Here is a 15,550-nt window from a genome sequence, read left to right as displayed (position 1 = left end):
ACGCGTCCCGTCCACGCATGATTTCGCGGGACGGCCCGTTCCACCTCCAACTCACCCGCGCGCCGCGCCGGCCGGCCAGACGATCAGGACCGGTAGGCCACGCTGCCGGGCGGCCTGCACCGTGTCACCGGTGCCGCCCTTCCTGCCCGGCGAAGCGCCGTCCCACACCGCGACGAGGACGTCCACGGCACCGAGCACCGCCTCGCTCGCGGCGGCGTACGCATCCCGGTTCGAGGTCCCGAACCCGAGCACCCGCACGGCGGTCGCCTGCCCGATCAGCGCCTCGAACTCCGCTCGGTTGTCCGGCTCGACCTTGCGCTCCCGGTAGTCGGCAGCCGGGATGACGACGTCGAGCCGGCCTCCGAGGTCGAGCACGACGCGGGCGAACACCTGGTCGGCGCCACGGGCGAGACAGCTCACCCCGACGAGCGACCCCGCGCGCTCGGCGAGGACCGTGCGGATGTCGTCGGCGACGAGCGGCACCGACTCCGGTGTGAGGTTCGTGTGCCCCGTGATCCCGATCCGCACCGTCACCTGCGGTGGGCCACCGCGAAGATGCGCCGGAACGGGAACCAGGTGCTCCCGTCGGGGCGCGCCGGGTAGGCCGCCCGCAGGCGGGGCGCCAGCTCGGCGCGGAACGCCTCGTAGTCGGCGGGCTCCAGGGCGTCGCGCACCGGGCGCAGCGCGGTGCCGCTCACCCACTGCAACACCGGGTCCTCGCCGGTGAGGCGCTGCAGGTAGGTGGTCTCCCAGACGTCGACGTCCGCCGCGTGCGCGGCGAAGAGCTCCGCGTACTCGGCCGGCTCCGGCACGGCCAGCTCGCCGCGCAGCTCCACGCTCCCCCGCCACCGGGGCTCGGCGACGAGCTCCCGGATCAGCGCGTGGGACGGGGCGCCGAGGTTGCCCGGCACCTGCATCGCGAACCACGCCCCCGCCGGCAACGCCTCCAGCCAGCGGGGCAGCAGCCGCGGGTGCGACGGCACCCACTGCAACACGGCGTTGGTGATCACGACGTCGGTGTCGGGCGCCGGCACCCAGTCGACGACGTCGGCCAGCTCCGCCTCGATCCCCCGCTCCCGCGCGGCCGCCACCATGTCCGGGGAGGAGTCGAGGGCGGTGACCTCCGCGCCCGGCCAGCGCGCCGTGAGCAGCTCGGTGAGGTGACCGGGCCCGCACCCCAGGTCGACGACCCGGCGCGGCGAGGACGCCCCCACCCTCGCGAGCAGGTCGCGGAACGGGCGGGAGCGGTGGTCGTCGAAGTTCAGGTAGAGCGCCGGATCCCAGGAGGTTGCGGTCATGACCGTCCTAGAGTGCGTTCGACGTCGGCGACGACCTGGCGCACCACCGCCACGTCGGTGCCCGGATCGGGCCGGACCTGCAACACGATGCCGTCGCGGCCGGGCACCTTGCGCTGCACGAACCACGCGCCCCCGCCGGGGAGGTCGCGGTGGTGGCGGCTGCGGATCGAACCCTCCACCCGGGTGTGCACGGTCTCGGGCACGCGGCCGGGTTCGACGAGCCGCAGCCGGCGGGGCGGCAGGTCGGCGAGCAGCACGGCTGCCCCGATGCTCTCGGTCTCCTCCGTCTCGACGACGGTGAGCACGCCGCCCGTCCAGGTGGCCTTGCCGACGAGGTGCCAGCCCACCAGCCGGGCACCGGCGCCGCCGGGCAGCCACAGCCCGTGGGAGGTGACGACCAGGCGCTCGCCGTCCGCGAGCGGCGCCACCGCGACCACGTGCTCGTCGGCGGCGAGCCGCCCCGCGACGTCGGCGGGCACCTCCTCGCGCCCGAGCAGCCTGCGCAGAAACCTCATCGTGCCGCTTGCTCCCGCAGCGCGATCCGGTACTGCTCGAGCGGCACGAGGTCGCCGAAGAGCTCGTGGTAGGCGTCGGGGTCCTCCACCGGGTTGGTGCGCTGCAGCCGCGCCTTCAGCTCCGCGACCTGGGCCTCGACCAGGGCCAGGCGCACCCCGGCGATGACGCTGCCGACGTAGCGGGCCTCGTCGGTGTTGCGCTTGGGCAGTTCGAGGGGCTCCACGGCCAGCTCGGTGACCAGCGAGCGCGCCTCCTGCGCGCACTCCGCGAGCACCGCCTCCAGCCACCCATGGCCCTCGCGGCCGCTGCAGACCCCGCCCGCGGCCTGCACGGCGCGGTGCACGGCGGCGAACACGGGGTGGACGAACACCTGCTCGGGCAGCTCGTCGTAGCTCGGACCGGCCACCGCCGGGATCTGCAGGGCCGCCTTGAGCGCCTCGCGCTGCAGGTGCAGCCGCGGGTCGTCCTTGGGCGGTGGCGTGGGCGCCTCGCGGCGACCGTTGCGGGCACCGCGCCCCGCATCGACGGGCGCCCCGGCCGCCTCCCGGACCCGCCGGACCACCATCGCGATGTCGTCCCAGCTCGTCCAGCCGGCGAGGCGGCGGGCGTACTCGTCGCGCAGGTCCTCGCGCTTGATCCGCGCCACCAGCGGCACCGTGCGCTGCAGCGCGGCGACCCGGCCCTCCGCGGTGTCCAGGTCGTGATCGCGCAGCATGCTGCGGATCGCGAACTCGAACAGCGGCTCGCGGCGGGCCACCAGGTCACGCACGGCCGTGTCGCCGTGGGACTGGCGCAGCTCGCACGGGTCCTGCCCGTCCGGCGCCACCGCGACGAACGTCTGCGCCGCGAAGCTCTGCTCGCCCTCGAACGCCTTGAGCGCCGCCGCCTGCCCCGCCGCGTCGCCGTCGAAGGTGTAGATCACCTCGCCGAGGTCGAACGAGTCGTCGCCGATGAGGCGGCGGATCACCGAGATGTGCTCCGAGCCGAACGCCGTGCCGCAGGAGGCGACAGCGGTGGGCACCCCGGCCTGGTGCATCGCCATCACGTCGGTGTAGCCCTCGACGACCACGACCTGCCGGCGCTTGGCGATCTCCCGCTTGGCGAGGTCGAGCCCGAAGAGCACGTGGGTCTTGCGGTAGACCGGCGTCTCCGTGGTGTTGAGGTACTTCGCCTCGATGCCGTCGTCGTCGAACAGCCTGCGGGCACCGAAGCCGACGACGTCCCCACCGAGGTCCTTGATCGACCACAGCAGCCGCCGGTGGAACCGGTCGATCGGCCCGCGCCTGCCCTCCTTGGACAGGCCCGCCCTCATCAGCTCGTCGAACGTGAACCCCGCCGAGAGCAGGTGCTTGGTGAGCAGGTCCCAGCCGGCCGGCGCGTACCCGCAGCCGAAGTGCTGGGCCGCCGCGACGTCGAACCCGCGGGTGGTGAGGAACTGGACGGCCGAGGCCGCCTCGGGCGTCTTGAGCTGCGCGGCGTAGAACTCGGCGGCCCTCTTGTTGGCCTCCAGCAGCCGCGAGCGCGTGCCCCGGTCGCGCTGCACCGAGCTGCCGCCGCCCTCGTAGGTGAGCCGGTAGCCGACCCGCTCGGCGAGCCGCTCCACCGCCTCGACGAACGAGATGTGGTCCATCTTCATGAGGAACGCGATGGCGTCGCCGCCCTCACCGCAGCCGAAGCAGTGGAACGTGCCGTGGCTGGGGCGGACGTTGAACGACGGCGACTTCTCGTCGTGGAACGGGCACAGGCCCTTCAGCGACCCGGCCCCGGCCCGGCGCAGGGCCACGTACTCGCCGACGACCTCGTCGATGCGGACGCGGTCGCGGACCTCCGCGATGTCACTGTCCCGGATCCGGCCCGCCACGATGTGGAGTGTAGGCGCGCCCACCGACGAGCCGGCGCGCTACCGGCGCTGCCGGAACGCGACCCGCTCCGCGCGGCGGTCGTGGTCGAGCATCAGCGGCACGGAAGCCATCACGAGCAGCACCGCGAGCCCGCCCCCGGCGGCCAGCACCGTGATCACGTCTGCGAAGTTCGTCATGTCTCCACGATCCGTCCGGGATGCGGAGAGCCACCTCAGCCGGAGGTATGGATTCCCCGTGAACCATCGGCCTTTCGGCCGAGCAACACCCGCGATCGCGGCGCCGTAGACCGGCGGCACACATCGTGTCGGGTCCGCACACATTACCCGGCATGTGTGCGGTGCCACCACGGTGTGTGCGGTGGCGGTTATGCGCGGCCGAGGCTCCGCGTAGCGTCGACTCCGTGCTGACCGACGAGCGCGTGTTCGAGGAGCACCGCGCACACCTGGTCCGGGTCGGGTACCGGATCACCGGAAGCCTCGCCGACGCCGAGGACGCCGTGCAGGAGGCGTGGCTTCGCCTCGCCGGGCTGGCCGCCGCGGCGCGCGCGGGGATCCGCGACGAGCGGGCGTGGCTCACCACCGTGGTGGGCAGGCTCTGCCTCGACCGGTTGCGATCGGCGGCCGCCCGCCGCGAGCGCTACGTCGGCCCGTGGCTGCCCGAGCCGCTGCTCACCACCGGCGACGCCGACGAGCCGCTCGCCGCGGTCGTGCGCGACGAGGGCGTGCGGATGGCCGCCATGGTCGTGCTGGAGCGCCTCTCCCCACCGCAACGGGTGGCGTTCGTGCTGCACGAGGCGCTGGCGCTGCCGTACGCGCAGATCGCCGATGTGCTCGGCTGCCCGGAGGCCACGGCCCGCCAGCACGCGGCCCGGGCCCGCAAGATCGTGGCCGACGCCGACCCGCCGCCGCGGGCGTCCACCGCCGACCAGGAGGCCCTGCTGGCCCGCTTCAGCGAGGCGATCGCGCGAGCCGACGGTGCCGCGCTGGTGGAGCTCCTCCATCCGGACGTGGTCTGGGTCAGCGACTCGGACGGCCGGGCGAAGGCCGCCCGGCGCCCCGTCGTCGGCGCGGAGAAGGTGGCCAGGCTGCTGCTCGGGCTGATCGAGAAGTACGGCCTGGAGTCGCTGCTGCGCCAGGGGTCCGCGGTGCAGGTCAACGGCGAGCTCGGCATCCGGACGCCGGCCACCCCCACCTCGCCCGCCGGGGTCGGCGTCTTCGCCGTCCGCGACGGGCGCATCGCCGCCGTCTACCAGGTGGTCAACCCCGAGAAGCTGCCACGCCTTCCGGCGTGAGGCGCACCCTGCAGGCCGCGTCGAACCCCTGGTCGACGATGCCGAGGGCGTGGTTGGACCGGCCCCGCATGTTCTCGAGGCCGATTGAGTGGGTGAGCTCCACGAGCCCGGCCCGCCCGAACTCGGCCTCCAGCTCGGCCACCTGCGCGTCGGTCACCGTCATCGGCTGGGCGGTCATCGCGTCGGCGTAGGCGATCGCGAGCCGCTCCGCCCGGTCGTAGAGCGGGCTGGTGGCGTACTCGTCGATGTGCTCCAGCCGCTGGACGTCCAGCCCGTCGAGGCGCTGGAGCATCGTGCCGAAGTCCACGCACCACGAGCAGCCCACCACCGTGGCCGTCCGGTACACGGCCAGCTCGCGGACCCGGGTCGGCAGCTCGCGCGGCGCCCACTCCTGCACGCCCTCCGCCACCAGCGACGCCCAGAACAGCCGCCGGTGGTGGCGGATCACCGCGAACGGCTCCGGCACGTCGCCGAACTTCCGGCGCGCGAAGCGGTACACGAGCCGGCCGAAGAAGCCGGCCTCGGACTCGGGAACCGCGGGGATGCGTGGCATGTCGTCCTCCTCGATGTGGGCTACGCAGGAGAGACGAGACGCGGCCGCAGTTCGTGACACTCATCGCTCGGCCGGCGCTTCGCGCGGGCGCTGTGACATTGATTCGCTCGCTGACGCTCGCTCATCGAGCGATGGCACCGTGCCGGGCGACGGCCTGCCGGTCGGTGAGGATCGCGACCTGGTCGAGCACCACCCGCACCCGCGCCGCGTCGTCGGCGGCCGCCTTCCACTGCGCGGCGAACACCGGGTCCAGGGACGCCGGCGCCCCGCGACGCAGTGCGCTGGCCAGCTCGACGAGCAGCTCGCGCTGGCGGGCCTGCATGGCGAGCCGGCCGGGGTCGCTCATCACGTACCGCAGCGCCACCGCCTTGAGCAGCGCCACCTCGGCCGCGGCCCGGGCCGGCACCACGAGGTCGGCGGTGTAACGCAGCAGGGGGCGGTCGCCGTGGGCGCCGTTCGTCGCGTTGACGGCGGCGTGCACGAACCGCCCCACGAGCTCGCTCGTCAGCCGTTTGAGCGCCACGTGGTCGCCGCCGGACGCACCGGCGGCCGAGAAGCCGCGCACCGCCGCGACGACCGGCAGCGCGAGCAGCGCGTCGGCCGCCTCGCCGAGGGCGACCGGCTCGCCCCCGAAGTGCCGCACCGCGAGGTCCACGAGCGCGGCCCGCTCCCCCGGCGCGCCCAGCGCGGCCAGGTCGATGCGGCCGGAGAGGATGCCGTCCTCCACGTCGTGCACGGAGTACGCCACGTCGTCCGACCAGTCCATGACCTGCGCCTCGAGGCAGCGCCGCTCCGGCGGGGCGCCCTCGCGGACCCAGGCGAACACGTCGGCGTCCTCGGGGTAGGCGCCGTACTTGCGGTCGCCGGGGCGCCGCACCCACGGGTACTTGCAGGACGCGTCGAGCGAGGCCCGGGTGAGGTTGAGGCCCACCCCGTCGATCTTGGGCTCCAGCCGGGTGAGGATGCGCAGCGTCTGCGCGTTGCCCTCGAAGCCGCCGTCGACCCCGCACCCGGCCGCGTACCCGTCGAGCGCGCGCTCCCCGTTGTGCCCGAACGGCGGATGGCCGATGTCGTGGGCGAGCCCGGCCGTGTCGACGACGTCCGGGTCGCAGCCCAGCTCCTCGGCGATCCCCCGCCCGATCTGCGCGACCTCCAGGGAGTGGGTGAGCCGGGTGCGCGGCACGCCGCTGACCTCGGCCCCCTCCCCCGGCCCGACGACCTGGGTCTTGCCGGCGAGGCGGCGCAGGGCGGCCGAGTGCAGCACCCGGGCCCGGTCGCGGGCGAACGGGCTGCGCCGTTCCGGGCCCGTACCCTTCGGGGCCTCCGGCACCGGGCGGGCGCGGTCGTGCGCGGAGTACTCCATCAGCCCAGCCCCGTGGACTCCGTGTCCACCGAGGCGTGGGTGAGCATGTAGTAGAGGAACGCGGCGGTCTCCCGGACGATGTAGCGCACCTGCGTCTCGCGCGTCTGCACCACGGGGCCGCTGCGGGTGGGCGAGGTCCACGCGTCGAGCCCGCTGTCGCGGGCCATGGTGCGGGCGCGCAGCGAGTGCCACGGATCGCTCACGACGAGGGCGCTCGACCAGCCGTCCTGCGCGGCCCGAGCGGCGACGGCCTGCAGGCTGCCCAGCGTGTCCGACCCCTCAGCGACGGCGATCACGTCGCCGGCCGGGACCCCCCGCTCGATCAGGTACCGGCGCCCGGCCTCGGCCTCGGTGTGCTCGTCGCCCGCGCGGTTGCCGCCGGTGGTGACGATCCGCGGGGCGAGCCCGTCCTCGTACAGGGCCTCCGCGTGCCGCAGCCGGAAGGCGAAGATCGAGCTGGGCTCACCGTCGTACTGCGCGGCGCCGAGCACGATCACGGCGTCGACCGGCTGCCGGTCGTCGACGCGCGCCACCTGCCACACCCGGAACGCGGTGCTCCCGACCACCAGCACGACCATCAGCAGCGCACCGACGACCAGCCGGAACACCCAGCGCGGCCGCCGCGGCGGCGGGGGGAGATCGCGCAGCGGGAGGGTGGGCGCCTCCGCCCCGACCAGGTCCGCGACGCGGGGAGGTGGGTCCGCTGTGGACAGCGCGCGCGTGAGCTCGTGGCGGGCCGTCATCAGCCGATCCGGCCGTCGCCTGCGGCGAGCGCGGAGCCCGCACGCCCGGACCGGATCGCCACCACCTGCGCGACGATCGACACCGCCGTCTCGGCCGGGGTGCGCGCGCCCAGGTCGAGACCGACCGGCCCGTGCATCCGGCCCAGCTCGGCCTCGGTGAGGCCGGCCGCCAGCAGCCGCTCGCGGCGGGCGGCCTGGGTGCGGCGCGAACCGAGCGCACCGATGAAGCCTCGGCCCCGCCGCAGCGCGTCGACCAGCACGACGTCGAACGCCGGCGCGTGGTCGAGCAGCACGAGGACGTCGGCGTCGGTGAACGCGGCGACGGCCGTGTGGACGGCCTCGAGCCCGGTCTCGGCGCGGCCCTCCCAGCCGAGGAGCGCGGCCTGCGCGAGCAACGCCTCGCCGATGGCGCCCGCCCCGGCGACGAGCACCGACGGCATCGGCACCCAGACGTCCACCAGCAGCTCGCCGGCTCCCGCCGGCACGCGCTCGGTGGCGGTGGCGCCGCGGCGCAGCAGCCCGCGGGCCACCTCCGCGGCCTGCGCATCCAGCTCCGCCGTGCCCAGCGACCCGTGCACGGCGCCCAGCTCGCTGCCGGTGAGCACGACCGCTCCGGCGCCCAGCACGGTGGAGACCAGCGCGGCCGGCACGCCGCGTTCGAGTGCCTCGCCCAGCGCGGCGGCCTGCGCGGCGGGCAACGGGTGGCCCAGCAGCGTGGCGCCGCCGGCGCATGCGAGCCCGGCGTCGACGGCCGCAGCCTCCCCGACGTGCGCCTCCCGGGTGGACGCCCCCGACACGGCGGCCTCGGCCAGCGGGAGCACCGCGTCGTCGAGCGCGCCGCGGTACAGCACGCCGGCCACGGAGCCGCCGGCCGTGCTCGCGACGAGCTGCCCGCTCTCGACGGTGCCGAACCCGTGGCGCGCGAGCACGCGCACCACGCCGACGCCCTCGGGCGCCCACCTCCGCAACGCCGCACCGAGCTCCCGGAGCTCCGACACCGCAGCAGCGCCCGCTTCCGTCACGAGGCCCAGAGTAGCGATCGGTGCCGACGGAATCCGGGCGTGAACGCGCCGATCGTGTGACGTGATCGGTCGGCGGTTGCGGAACTTCGTGTCGATCTCCGTCGTTACCCCGGCGGAAGACTCGTACCCACGGCACAGGAACCATGGATCCCTCAGACAGTACCGGCGCCGTCCTCGCAGGACGGCTGCTTGCACGGGCCGGTCGCCCGTGACCATCCTCTCCATCCTCCTCGGCGTGCTGGCGGTCGCCGCCCTCACCGTGCTCACCGGCTACTTCGTGGCCCAGGAGTTCGGCTACATGGCCGTCGACCGCTCCCGGTTGCAGGCCCGCGCCTCCGCGGGCGACGCGGGCGCGCGGCGCGCCCTCTCCATCACGCGCCGCACCTCGTTCATGCTGTCCGGCGCCCAGCTGGGCATCACCGTCACCGGCCTGCTGGCCGGCTACGTGGCCGAGCCGATGATCGGCGACGGCGTGGCCGAGCTGCTCGGGGTCACCGGCGTGCCGGCCGGCCTCGGGGTGGCCATCGGCGCCCTGGTCGCGCTGGTCGTGGTCACGGTCGTGCAGATGGTGTTCGGCGAGCTGTTCCCGAAGAACCTCGCGATCGCCCGCCCCGAGCCCGTGGCCCGCGCCCTCGCCCTCTCGACGTCGATCTACCTCGCCGCGTTCGGCTGGCTGATCCGGCTCTTCGACGCCGCGTCCAACGTGCTGCTCAAGGCGCTGCGGATCGAACCCGTGCACGACGTCGAGCACTCGGCCACGCCCCGCGACCTGGAGGCGATCATCGACGAGTCCCGCGACAGCGGCGACCTCGACGACGACCTGTCCACCCTGCTGGACCGCGTGCTCGACTTCACCGACCGCACCGCGCGGGCGGCGATGATCCCCCGGCCGCGGGTCGCCTCGATCCCGGCCGACGCCACGGTGGCCGAGCTCGTCGAGATGATGGCCTCCGGCCACTCGCGCCTCCCGGTCATCGGTGACAGCCCGGACGACGTCGTCGGAGTGATCTGCCTGCGCGACGTCCTCGCCATCGAGGGCCGCCCGCAGCTCGACGAGCTGCGCGTCTCGGACGTCGCCCGGACGCCGGTCCTCGTGCCGGCGTCGCTGCCGCTGCCCGCCGTGCTCGACCGGCTGCGCGCGGCCGCCGACGAGTTCGCCGTCGTCGTCGACGAGTACGGCGGCCTCGCGGGCGTCGTCACCGTCGAGGACATCGCCGAGGAGCTCGTCGGCGAGATCACCGACGAGCACGACCCCGCCGGCACCGACGGCCTCGCGGCGGGCGACGGCGAGTGGACCGTGCCCGGCACGCTCTCCGTCGAGGAGGTGGAGCGCCTGCTCGACGCCGACCTTCCCGAAGGCGGCTACCAGACCATCGGTGGCCTGGTGATCCACGAGCTGCAGCGCCTCCCCGAGCCGGGCGACGGCGTCCGGCTCACGCTCGCGAACCCGTCGCTGTCCGAGGAGGGCGAGCCGCCGCGCACGCTGACGATCACCGTGCTCGCCGTGGAGCGGCGCGTGCCGTCGTCGGTGCGGCTGGCGTGGGCCGACACCCGTTCCGACACGGAGGTGCCGTCATGACGGTCGGGGTCGCGCTCGGCGTCTCGGTGCTGCTGGTCGCCCTCTCCGCGTTCTTCGTCGCGATCGAGTTCGCGCTCGTGGCCGCCCGCCGCTACCGCCTGGAGGAGGCCGCCGCCACCAGCGCGTCGGCCCGGGCGGCGCTGCGTTCGGCCCGGGACCTGTCGATGCTGCTGGCCGGCTCGCAGCTGGGCATCACCCTCTGCACCGTCGGCCTCGGCGCGATCGGCAAGCCGGCCGTCGAGGAACTGCTGCACCCGCTCTTCGGCGGGCTCGGCGACCCGTGGGCCACCGTGGTCTCGTTCGTGCTGTCGCTGATCGTCGTGACGTTCGTGCACCTGGTCGTCGGCGAGATGGCGCCGAAGTCCTGGGCGATCGCCCACCCCGAACGCTCCGCCACGATGCTGGCGCTGCCGATGCGGGCGTTCATGGCGGTCACCCGGCCGGTGCTGGTCGCGCTGAACGGCATGGCCAACTGGTGCCTGCACCGGGTGGGCGTCGAGCCCGTCGACGAGCTGGGGGCCGGGCACAACCCGGACGACCTGCGCGTACTGGTGGAGCACTCGGCCACCACGGGCTCCCTCGACCACGGACGGCGCGATCGGATCGTCACCGCGCTGGAGCTGGACCGGGCGCCGCTGCGCGAGGTCGTGCGGCCGCGGTCGGAGGTGGCGGGCGTGCCCGCCGACGCCGACGCCGCCGCGATCCGCGCCGCCGCCCGGGAGAGCGGCCACCTGCGGCTCGTCGTCGGCGACGCCGACGGGCGGCCGGTCGGCGTGGTCCACGTCCGCGACGCGCTGGCCGTCCCCGTCGCGACAACGGCCCGCGAGCTCATGCGCCCGATCCGGACGCTGCCCGCCGACCTGCCGATCCACGACGCGCTCAGCGCCATGCAGGCCGAGCGCACGCAGATCGCGCTGGTGCAGGCGGGCGGGTCCGTCGTGGGCCTGGTGACGCTGCACGACCTCCTGAACCGCCTGCTCCCGACGGCGGCTCGGTAGCCCACCGACCCGCTCACACACGAACTTCGGCGCTCACACAGTGACTGCAGTTGGTGTGCCGGCGCCAACGTTGGTGTGTGACCAGCCAGGGGACGGCCTCCGCGGCCGGATCGAGGTGCCTGGGCGGCCGCGCACCCGCCACCTAGACACTGCGCAGCAGGACGCGGCCGACGTTCTCGCGGCCCTCGAGGGCACGGTGCGCGTCGCCCGCCTTCTCGAGGGGCAGCACGCGGTCGACGAGCGGGCGCAGCCGGCCACCCTGGTACAGCTCCCAGAGCTCGGCGCGGTGCCGCGCGTACACCTCGGGCCGGCGGCCCGCGTAGTGCGCCATGGCGAAGCCGATCACGGTGTGGGCGTTGAGCCGCAGCCGGTCGACGTCGACGGCCGGCGTCGTCGCGCTGAACGCCACGAGCCGTCCGAACGGGGCGAGGGCCGCGAATGCCGCGGCCTGGACGTCGCCGCCCGCCCCGTCCGCCACGACGTCGACGGGTTCGACCCCGGCGGCGGCGAGCTCGGCGTAGGTGACGACCTCGTCGGCGCCGAGGGACCGGAGGGTCTCGGCCTTCGCCGGGCTGCTCGCCCCGATCGCGGCGACCACCCGGCTCGCGCCCAGCACCCGCGCCAGCTGGACCGCCAGGTGGCCGACGCCACCCGCCGCGGCCGTCACCAGCACGCTCTCCCCCGGGTCGACCCGGGCCGCGCGCAGCACCCCGAGCGCGACCTGCCCGCAGCGCACCAGCACCACGGCGGCCTCGTCCCCGACGCCGTCCGGCACCGGGGCGGCGAAGGCCGGGGACACGGTGACGAGGTCGGCGTAGGCGCCGCCGAACGCGAGTGCCACCACCCGGTCGCCCACCTCCCAGCCGGTGACACCGTCCCCGACCGCCTCGACCCGGCCGGCCACGTCGCCGCCCGGGGCGTACGGGAGCTCGACGGGGGTGGTGTGCGTGCGCCGGACGTCCGGCCGGCCGACGCCGACGACCGCGGTCCGGACGAGCAGCTCCCCCGGCGCGGGTCGCGGGACGGGCAGCTCGTCGACGGCGAGCTCCTCGGGGCCGCCGTGGGCATGAATTCGGACGGCGCGCACGCCACACCTCCAAGAGTTCAACACCGTTGAAGTTCAACGCCGTTGAAGGATGCGGCACACTGGCCCCCGACCGCAAGGGGAATCGGGAGGGCATCGTGCGACTGACCCGGGACCACGTACTCGCCGTGGCCCTCGACGTGCTGGACGAGGCCGGGCTCGACCGGCTCACGATGCGACGGCTTTCCACCGCCCTCGGCGTCGAGAACGGCGCCACGTACTGGCACTTCCCGAGCAAGCAGGACCTGCTCGAGCACATGGCCGACGCGCTGCTGGCCGGGGTGGCGGCCGATCTGCCGGAGGACCGGCCGTGGGACGAGCTCGTGCCCGCGCTCGCCCGCGGGCTGCGCCGGGCCCTGCTGGCCCGCCGCGACGGCGCCCGGCTGTTCTCGGGCCGGTTCTTCCCGCTACCGAACGCGCTCGCCTACGGGGAGGCGCTCGTGGGGCTGCTGGCCGCAGCCGGGCTGGACCCGCGGTCCGCCGCCTGGGCGAGCGACACCCTCACCTTCTACGTGGTCGCCCACGTCACGGAGGAGCAGCTTGCGACGGCGCTACCCGACGGCGGCGCCGCCGCCCGCGCCCGGCTCGAGGCCGGGCTCGACCCCACCCGGCACCCACACCTCCTGGCGGCGCGATCCGACCTCGCCGAAGCGGACCCCGACGCGCACTTCGAGCATGGCCTCGCGCTCGTGCTGGCCGGGATCCGCGCGACGGCGTCTCAGCAGCCGACCAGGCGCGCGGCCAGGTAGGCCTCCACCTGGTCGAGCGCCACCCGCTCCTGCGTCATCGAGTCGCGCTCGCGGATCGTCACGGCCTGGTCGTTCAGCGTGTCGAAGTCGACCGTGACGCAGAACGGCGTGCCGATCTCGTCCTGGCGGCGGTAGCGGCGGCCGATCGCGCCCGCGTCGTCGAACTCCACGTTCCAGTGCTTGCGCAGCCGGGCGGCCAGGTCGCGGGCCTTCGGCGAGAGGTCGGCGTTGCGCGAGAGCGGCAGCACCGCGGCCTTGACGGGCGCGAGCCGCCGGTCCAGCCGCAGCACCACGCGCTTGTCGACGCCGCCCTTGGCGTTGGGCGCCTCGTCCTCGACGTAGGCCTCGACGAGGAAGGCCATCATCGAGCGGCCCACCCCGGCCGCCGGCTCGATCACGTACGGCCGGTAGCGCGCGCCGGAGGCCTGGTCGTAGAACGACAGGTCCACGCCGGAGTGGTTGGAGTGGGTGGACAGGTCGAAGTCGGTGCGGTTGGCGATGCCCTCGAGCTCGCCCCACTCCTGGCCGGTGAAGCCGAACCGGTACTCGATGTCGACGGTGCGCTTCGAGTAGTGGGAGAGCTTCTCCTTGGGGTGCTCGTAGTGCCGCAGGTTGTCGGCGGCGATGCCGAGGTCGGTGTACCAGTTGGTGCGCTCGTCGATCCAGTACTGGTGCAGCTCCTCGTCGGAGCCCGGCTCGACGAAGTACTCCATCTCCATCTGCTCGAACTCGCGCGTGCGGAAGATGAAGTTGCCCGGCGTGATCTCGTTGCGGAAGCTCTTGCCCATCTGGCCGATGCCGAACGGCGGCTTCTTGCGCGACGTGGTCTGCACGTTGAGGAAGTTGACGAAGATGCCCTGCGCGGTCTCGGGCCGCAGGTAGGCCAGGCCCTCCTCGGACTCCACCGGGCCGAGGTAGGTCTTGAGCATCATGTTGAAGTCGCGCGGCTCGGTGTACTGGCCGCGGGTGCCGCAGTTGGGGCAGGGCACGTCGGACAGGTCGTCCTCCGAGACCTCCTTGCCCGTGCGTTCGGAGTACTCCTCCGCGAGCTGGTCGGCCCGGAAGCGGCGGTGGCACGACAGGCACTCCACCAGCGGGTCGGTGAACACGCCGACGTGGCCGGACGCCACCCAGACCTGGCGGGGCAGGATCACCGAGCTGTCGAGGCCGACGACGTCCTCGCGGCCGGTGACCACGTTCTTCCACCACTGCCGCTTGATGTTCTCCTTGAGCTCGACGCCCAGGGGACCGTAGTCCCACGCCGACCGGGTACCGCCGTAGATCTCCCCCGACGCGAAGACGAAGCCGCGCCGCTTGGCGAGCGCGACGATGGTGTCGATCTTGGCGGACGAGGGCTTGCTGGCCACGGGTGACTCCAGGTGGACGGACGGTGAGGTTCCAGCGTATCCGGCCACCGCGAGCGCATTGCCCACCCCCGCTCCGCGGCCGAAAACCCGGGCTCGACTTATATAAGCGCTGCCTGTAGCTTGGCGCCGTGCACGCGTTCGACGTCCTCGGCGACCCGGTCCGGCGCCGGATCCTCGAGCTGCTGGCCGAGGGCGAGCAGACCTCGGGGGCGGTCACCGCGGTCGTACGGGCGGAGTTCGGCATCTCGCAGCCCGCGGTGTCCCAGCACCTCAAGGTGCTGCGCGACAACGGCTTCGCCACCGTCCGCCCCGAGGGCACCCGCCGGCTCTACGCGGTGCGCGCGGAGCCGCTCCAGGACGTCGACGCGTGGCTCGACCGGTTCCGCCGGTTCTGGACCCCGCGCCTCGCCGCACTGGCCACCGAGATCGAGCGCGGCAAGCGCGAACGCAGGAGACATGACCCCCACCCCGAGGAGTGAACGATGTTCGACGTGGACCCCCAGATCAGCGCGGTACGCCGCGAGGTGGGCAGGCGGGAGGCCGAGAAGGGCCCGACCGCGGTCGTGACGATCAGCCAGGCCTACGACACCGACGTCGACGACCTGTGGGACGCCTGCACCAACCCCGAGCGGCTGCCACGCTGGTTCGCCCCGGTCTCCGGGGAGCTGCGGCTCGGCGGGCGCTACCAGATCGAGGGCAACGCGGGCGGCACGGTCGAGCGGTGCGACCCGCCGAAGGGTTTCTCCATCACCTGGGAGTACGGCGGCGACGTGAGCTGGGTGCAGGTGCGGCTCTCGGCCGAACCCGGGGGCGGAGCGCGCTTCGAGCTGGAGCACACCGCGTACGTCGACGACGAGCGGTGGGCCGAGTTCGGGCCGGGGGCTGTCGGCCTCGGCTACGACATGGCGCTGACCGGACTGGCCCGCCACCTGGAGACCGGGGAGTCGGTCGCCTACGACCCGACCGCCGTCGGGTGGTTCGCATCGGACGAGGGCAAGCGCTTCTTCGCCGAAGCGGGCGAGCAGTGGTACCGGGCGGACGTCGTCGCGGGCACGCCTGCCGAGATGGCCCGCGCCGCCGCCGACCGCTGCATCGCCGCCTACTCGGGCTGACCGCGGGCGCGGC

General features: G+C 74.2%; 17 protein-coding genes. 6 read left to right on the top strand and 11 right to left on the bottom strand.

The features are described from left to right. Positions 1–51: 51 nt before the first annotated feature. Genes ACU436_RS16670 through ACU436_RS16650 form a run of 5 tightly spaced genes read right to left on the bottom strand, consistent with a single transcriptional unit; the run spans position 52 to position 3,852 of the window. Positions 52–534, bottom strand: coding sequence for a hypothetical protein (locus ACU436_RS16670; RefSeq protein WP_459026225.1), 483 nt, complete (start codon positions 532–534; stop codon positions 52–54). Next, positions 531–1,298, bottom strand: a complete 768-nt coding sequence (locus tag ACU436_RS16665; protein WP_459026224.1) for a trans-aconitate 2-methyltransferase — start codon at positions 1,296–1,298, stop codon at positions 531–533. The genes ACU436_RS16670 and ACU436_RS16665 overlap by 4 nt, the downstream gene beginning before the upstream one ends. Then, positions 1,295–1,813: a hypothetical protein gene (locus tag ACU436_RS16660; RefSeq protein WP_459026222.1), complete on the bottom strand. Its 519-nt coding sequence runs from the start codon at positions 1,811–1,813 to the stop codon at positions 1,295–1,297. Before ACU436_RS16660 ends, ACU436_RS16665 begins: the two co-directional genes overlap by 4 nt. Further along, on the bottom strand, positions 1,810–3,675 hold the full coding sequence (gene dnaG / locus ACU436_RS16655) for a DNA primase (RefSeq protein ID WP_459026220.1): 1,866 nt from the start codon (positions 3,673–3,675) through the stop codon (positions 1,810–1,812). The genes ACU436_RS16660 and dnaG overlap by 4 nt, the downstream gene beginning before the upstream one ends. 39 nt (positions 3,676–3,714) lie before the next feature. Then, positions 3,715–3,852, bottom strand: coding sequence for a hypothetical protein (locus tag ACU436_RS16650; protein WP_459026218.1), 138 nt, complete (start codon positions 3,850–3,852; stop codon positions 3,715–3,717). Positions 3,853–4,076: 224 nt separating this feature from the next. Between ACU436_RS16650 and sigJ the strand changes: the two genes are divergently transcribed. After that, a complete protein-coding gene (gene sigJ, locus ACU436_RS16645; RefSeq protein ID WP_459026216.1) occupies positions 4,077–4,967 on the top strand; it encodes an RNA polymerase sigma factor SigJ in 891 nt (296 codons plus the stop codon). Here the strand turns inward: sigJ and ACU436_RS16640 are convergent. The 4 genes from ACU436_RS16640 to ACU436_RS16625 form a co-directional block, all read right to left on the bottom strand. Beyond that, complete coding sequence (locus ACU436_RS16640; protein ID WP_459026214.1) at positions 4,933–5,520, bottom strand: carboxymuconolactone decarboxylase family protein; 588 nt, start codon at positions 5,518–5,520, stop codon at positions 4,933–4,935. The two genes, sigJ and ACU436_RS16640, sit on opposite strands and share 35 nt — an antisense overlap. Before the next feature lie 121 nt (positions 5,521–5,641). Next, positions 5,642–6,883 carry a deoxyguanosinetriphosphate triphosphohydrolase gene (locus tag ACU436_RS16635; RefSeq protein WP_459026212.1) on the bottom strand — a complete coding sequence of 414 codons (1,242 nt, stop codon included), beginning with the start codon at positions 6,881–6,883 and terminating at the stop codon, positions 5,642–5,644. After that, a complete protein-coding gene (locus ACU436_RS16630; protein ID WP_459027015.1) occupies positions 6,883–7,461 on the bottom strand; it encodes a YdcF family protein in 579 nt (192 codons plus the stop codon). The genes ACU436_RS16635 and ACU436_RS16630 overlap by 1 nt, the downstream gene beginning before the upstream one ends. Before the next feature lie 164 nt (positions 7,462–7,625). Beyond that, on the bottom strand, positions 7,626–8,648 hold the full coding sequence (locus tag ACU436_RS16625; protein ID WP_459026210.1) for an XdhC family protein: 1,023 nt from the start codon (positions 8,646–8,648) through the stop codon (positions 7,626–7,628). Between the two features lie 208 nt (positions 8,649–8,856). Here ACU436_RS16625 and ACU436_RS16620 point away from each other — a divergent pair, with 208 nt between their 5' ends. Continuing rightward, the gene (locus tag ACU436_RS16620) at positions 8,857–10,227 is read left to right on the top strand and encodes a hemolysin family protein (RefSeq protein ID WP_459026209.1); all 1,371 of its coding nucleotides are present in this window, start codon (positions 8,857–8,859) and stop codon (positions 10,225–10,227) included. Further along, positions 10,224–11,225, top strand: coding sequence for a hemolysin family protein (locus tag ACU436_RS16615; protein WP_459026207.1), 1,002 nt, complete (start codon positions 10,224–10,226; stop codon positions 11,223–11,225). The genes ACU436_RS16620 and ACU436_RS16615 overlap by 4 nt, the downstream gene beginning before the upstream one ends. A 142-nt stretch (positions 11,226–11,367) precedes the next feature. Here the strand turns inward: ACU436_RS16615 and ACU436_RS16610 are convergent, their stop codons facing one another. Next, positions 11,368–12,312: a quinone oxidoreductase family protein gene (locus tag ACU436_RS16610; RefSeq protein WP_459026205.1), complete on the bottom strand. Its 945-nt coding sequence runs from the start codon at positions 12,310–12,312 to the stop codon at positions 11,368–11,370. A gap of 95 nt (positions 12,313–12,407) precedes the next feature. Here ACU436_RS16610 and ACU436_RS16605 point away from each other — a divergent pair, with 95 nt between their 5' ends. Beyond that, positions 12,408–13,058, top strand: coding sequence for a TetR/AcrR family transcriptional regulator (locus ACU436_RS16605; protein ID WP_459026203.1), 651 nt, complete (start codon positions 12,408–12,410; stop codon positions 13,056–13,058). On the opposite strand, the gene ACU436_RS16600 is transcribed toward ACU436_RS16605, so the two are convergent. Further along, positions 13,028–14,425: a glycine--tRNA ligase gene (locus ACU436_RS16600; protein WP_459026202.1), complete on the bottom strand. Its 1,398-nt coding sequence runs from the start codon at positions 14,423–14,425 to the stop codon at positions 13,028–13,030. The genes ACU436_RS16605 and ACU436_RS16600 overlap by 31 nt on opposite strands. Positions 14,426–14,553: 128 nt before the next feature. Here ACU436_RS16600 and ACU436_RS16595 point away from each other — a divergent pair, with 128 nt between their 5' ends. Next, positions 14,554–14,904: an ArsR/SmtB family transcription factor gene (locus tag ACU436_RS16595; protein WP_459026200.1), complete on the top strand. Its 351-nt coding sequence runs from the start codon at positions 14,554–14,556 to the stop codon at positions 14,902–14,904. 3 nt (positions 14,905–14,907) lie between these two features. Next, positions 14,908–15,537, top strand: coding sequence for an SRPBCC family protein (locus ACU436_RS16590; protein WP_459026199.1), 630 nt, complete (start codon positions 14,908–14,910; stop codon positions 15,535–15,537). The last annotated feature ends 13 nt before the right edge of the window (positions 15,538–15,550 follow it).

This window comes from Pseudonocardia wallangbongensis, assembly GCF_054486945.1.
The sequence above is the reverse complement of the archived record's forward strand: the minus strand, read 5'-3'. Positions and strand labels throughout refer to the sequence as shown.

Bases quoted from the DNA above. Each gene is read 5' to 3' on its own strand.
- ACU436_RS16665 (WP_459026224.1), bottom strand. From the start codon at position 1,298: ATGACCGCAACCTCCTGGGATCCGGCGCTCTACCTGAACTTCGACGAC.
- ACU436_RS16660 (WP_459026222.1), bottom strand. From the start codon at position 1,813: ATGAGGTTTCTGCGCAGGCTGCTCGGGCGCGAGGAGGTGCCCGCCGAC.
- ACU436_RS16650 (WP_459026218.1), bottom strand. From the start codon at position 3,852: ATGACGAACTTCGCAGACGTGATCACGGTGCTGGCCGCCGGGGGCGGG.
- ACU436_RS16640 (WP_459026214.1), bottom strand. From the start codon at position 5,520: ATGCCACGCATCCCCGCGGTTCCCGAGTCCGAGGCCGGCTTCTTCGGC.
- ACU436_RS16635 (WP_459026212.1), bottom strand. From the start codon at position 6,883: ATGGAGTACTCCGCGCACGACCGCGCCCGCCCGGTGCCGGAGGCCCCG.
- ACU436_RS16630 (WP_459027015.1), bottom strand. From the start codon at position 7,461: ATGGTCGTGCTGGTGGTCGGGAGCACCGCGTTCCGGGTGTGGCAGGTG.
- ACU436_RS16615 (WP_459026207.1), top strand. From the start codon at position 10,224: ATGACGGTCGGGGTCGCGCTCGGCGTCTCGGTGCTGCTGGTCGCCCTC.
- ACU436_RS16590 (WP_459026199.1), top strand. From the start codon at position 14,908: ATGTTCGACGTGGACCCCCAGATCAGCGCGGTACGCCGCGAGGTGGGC.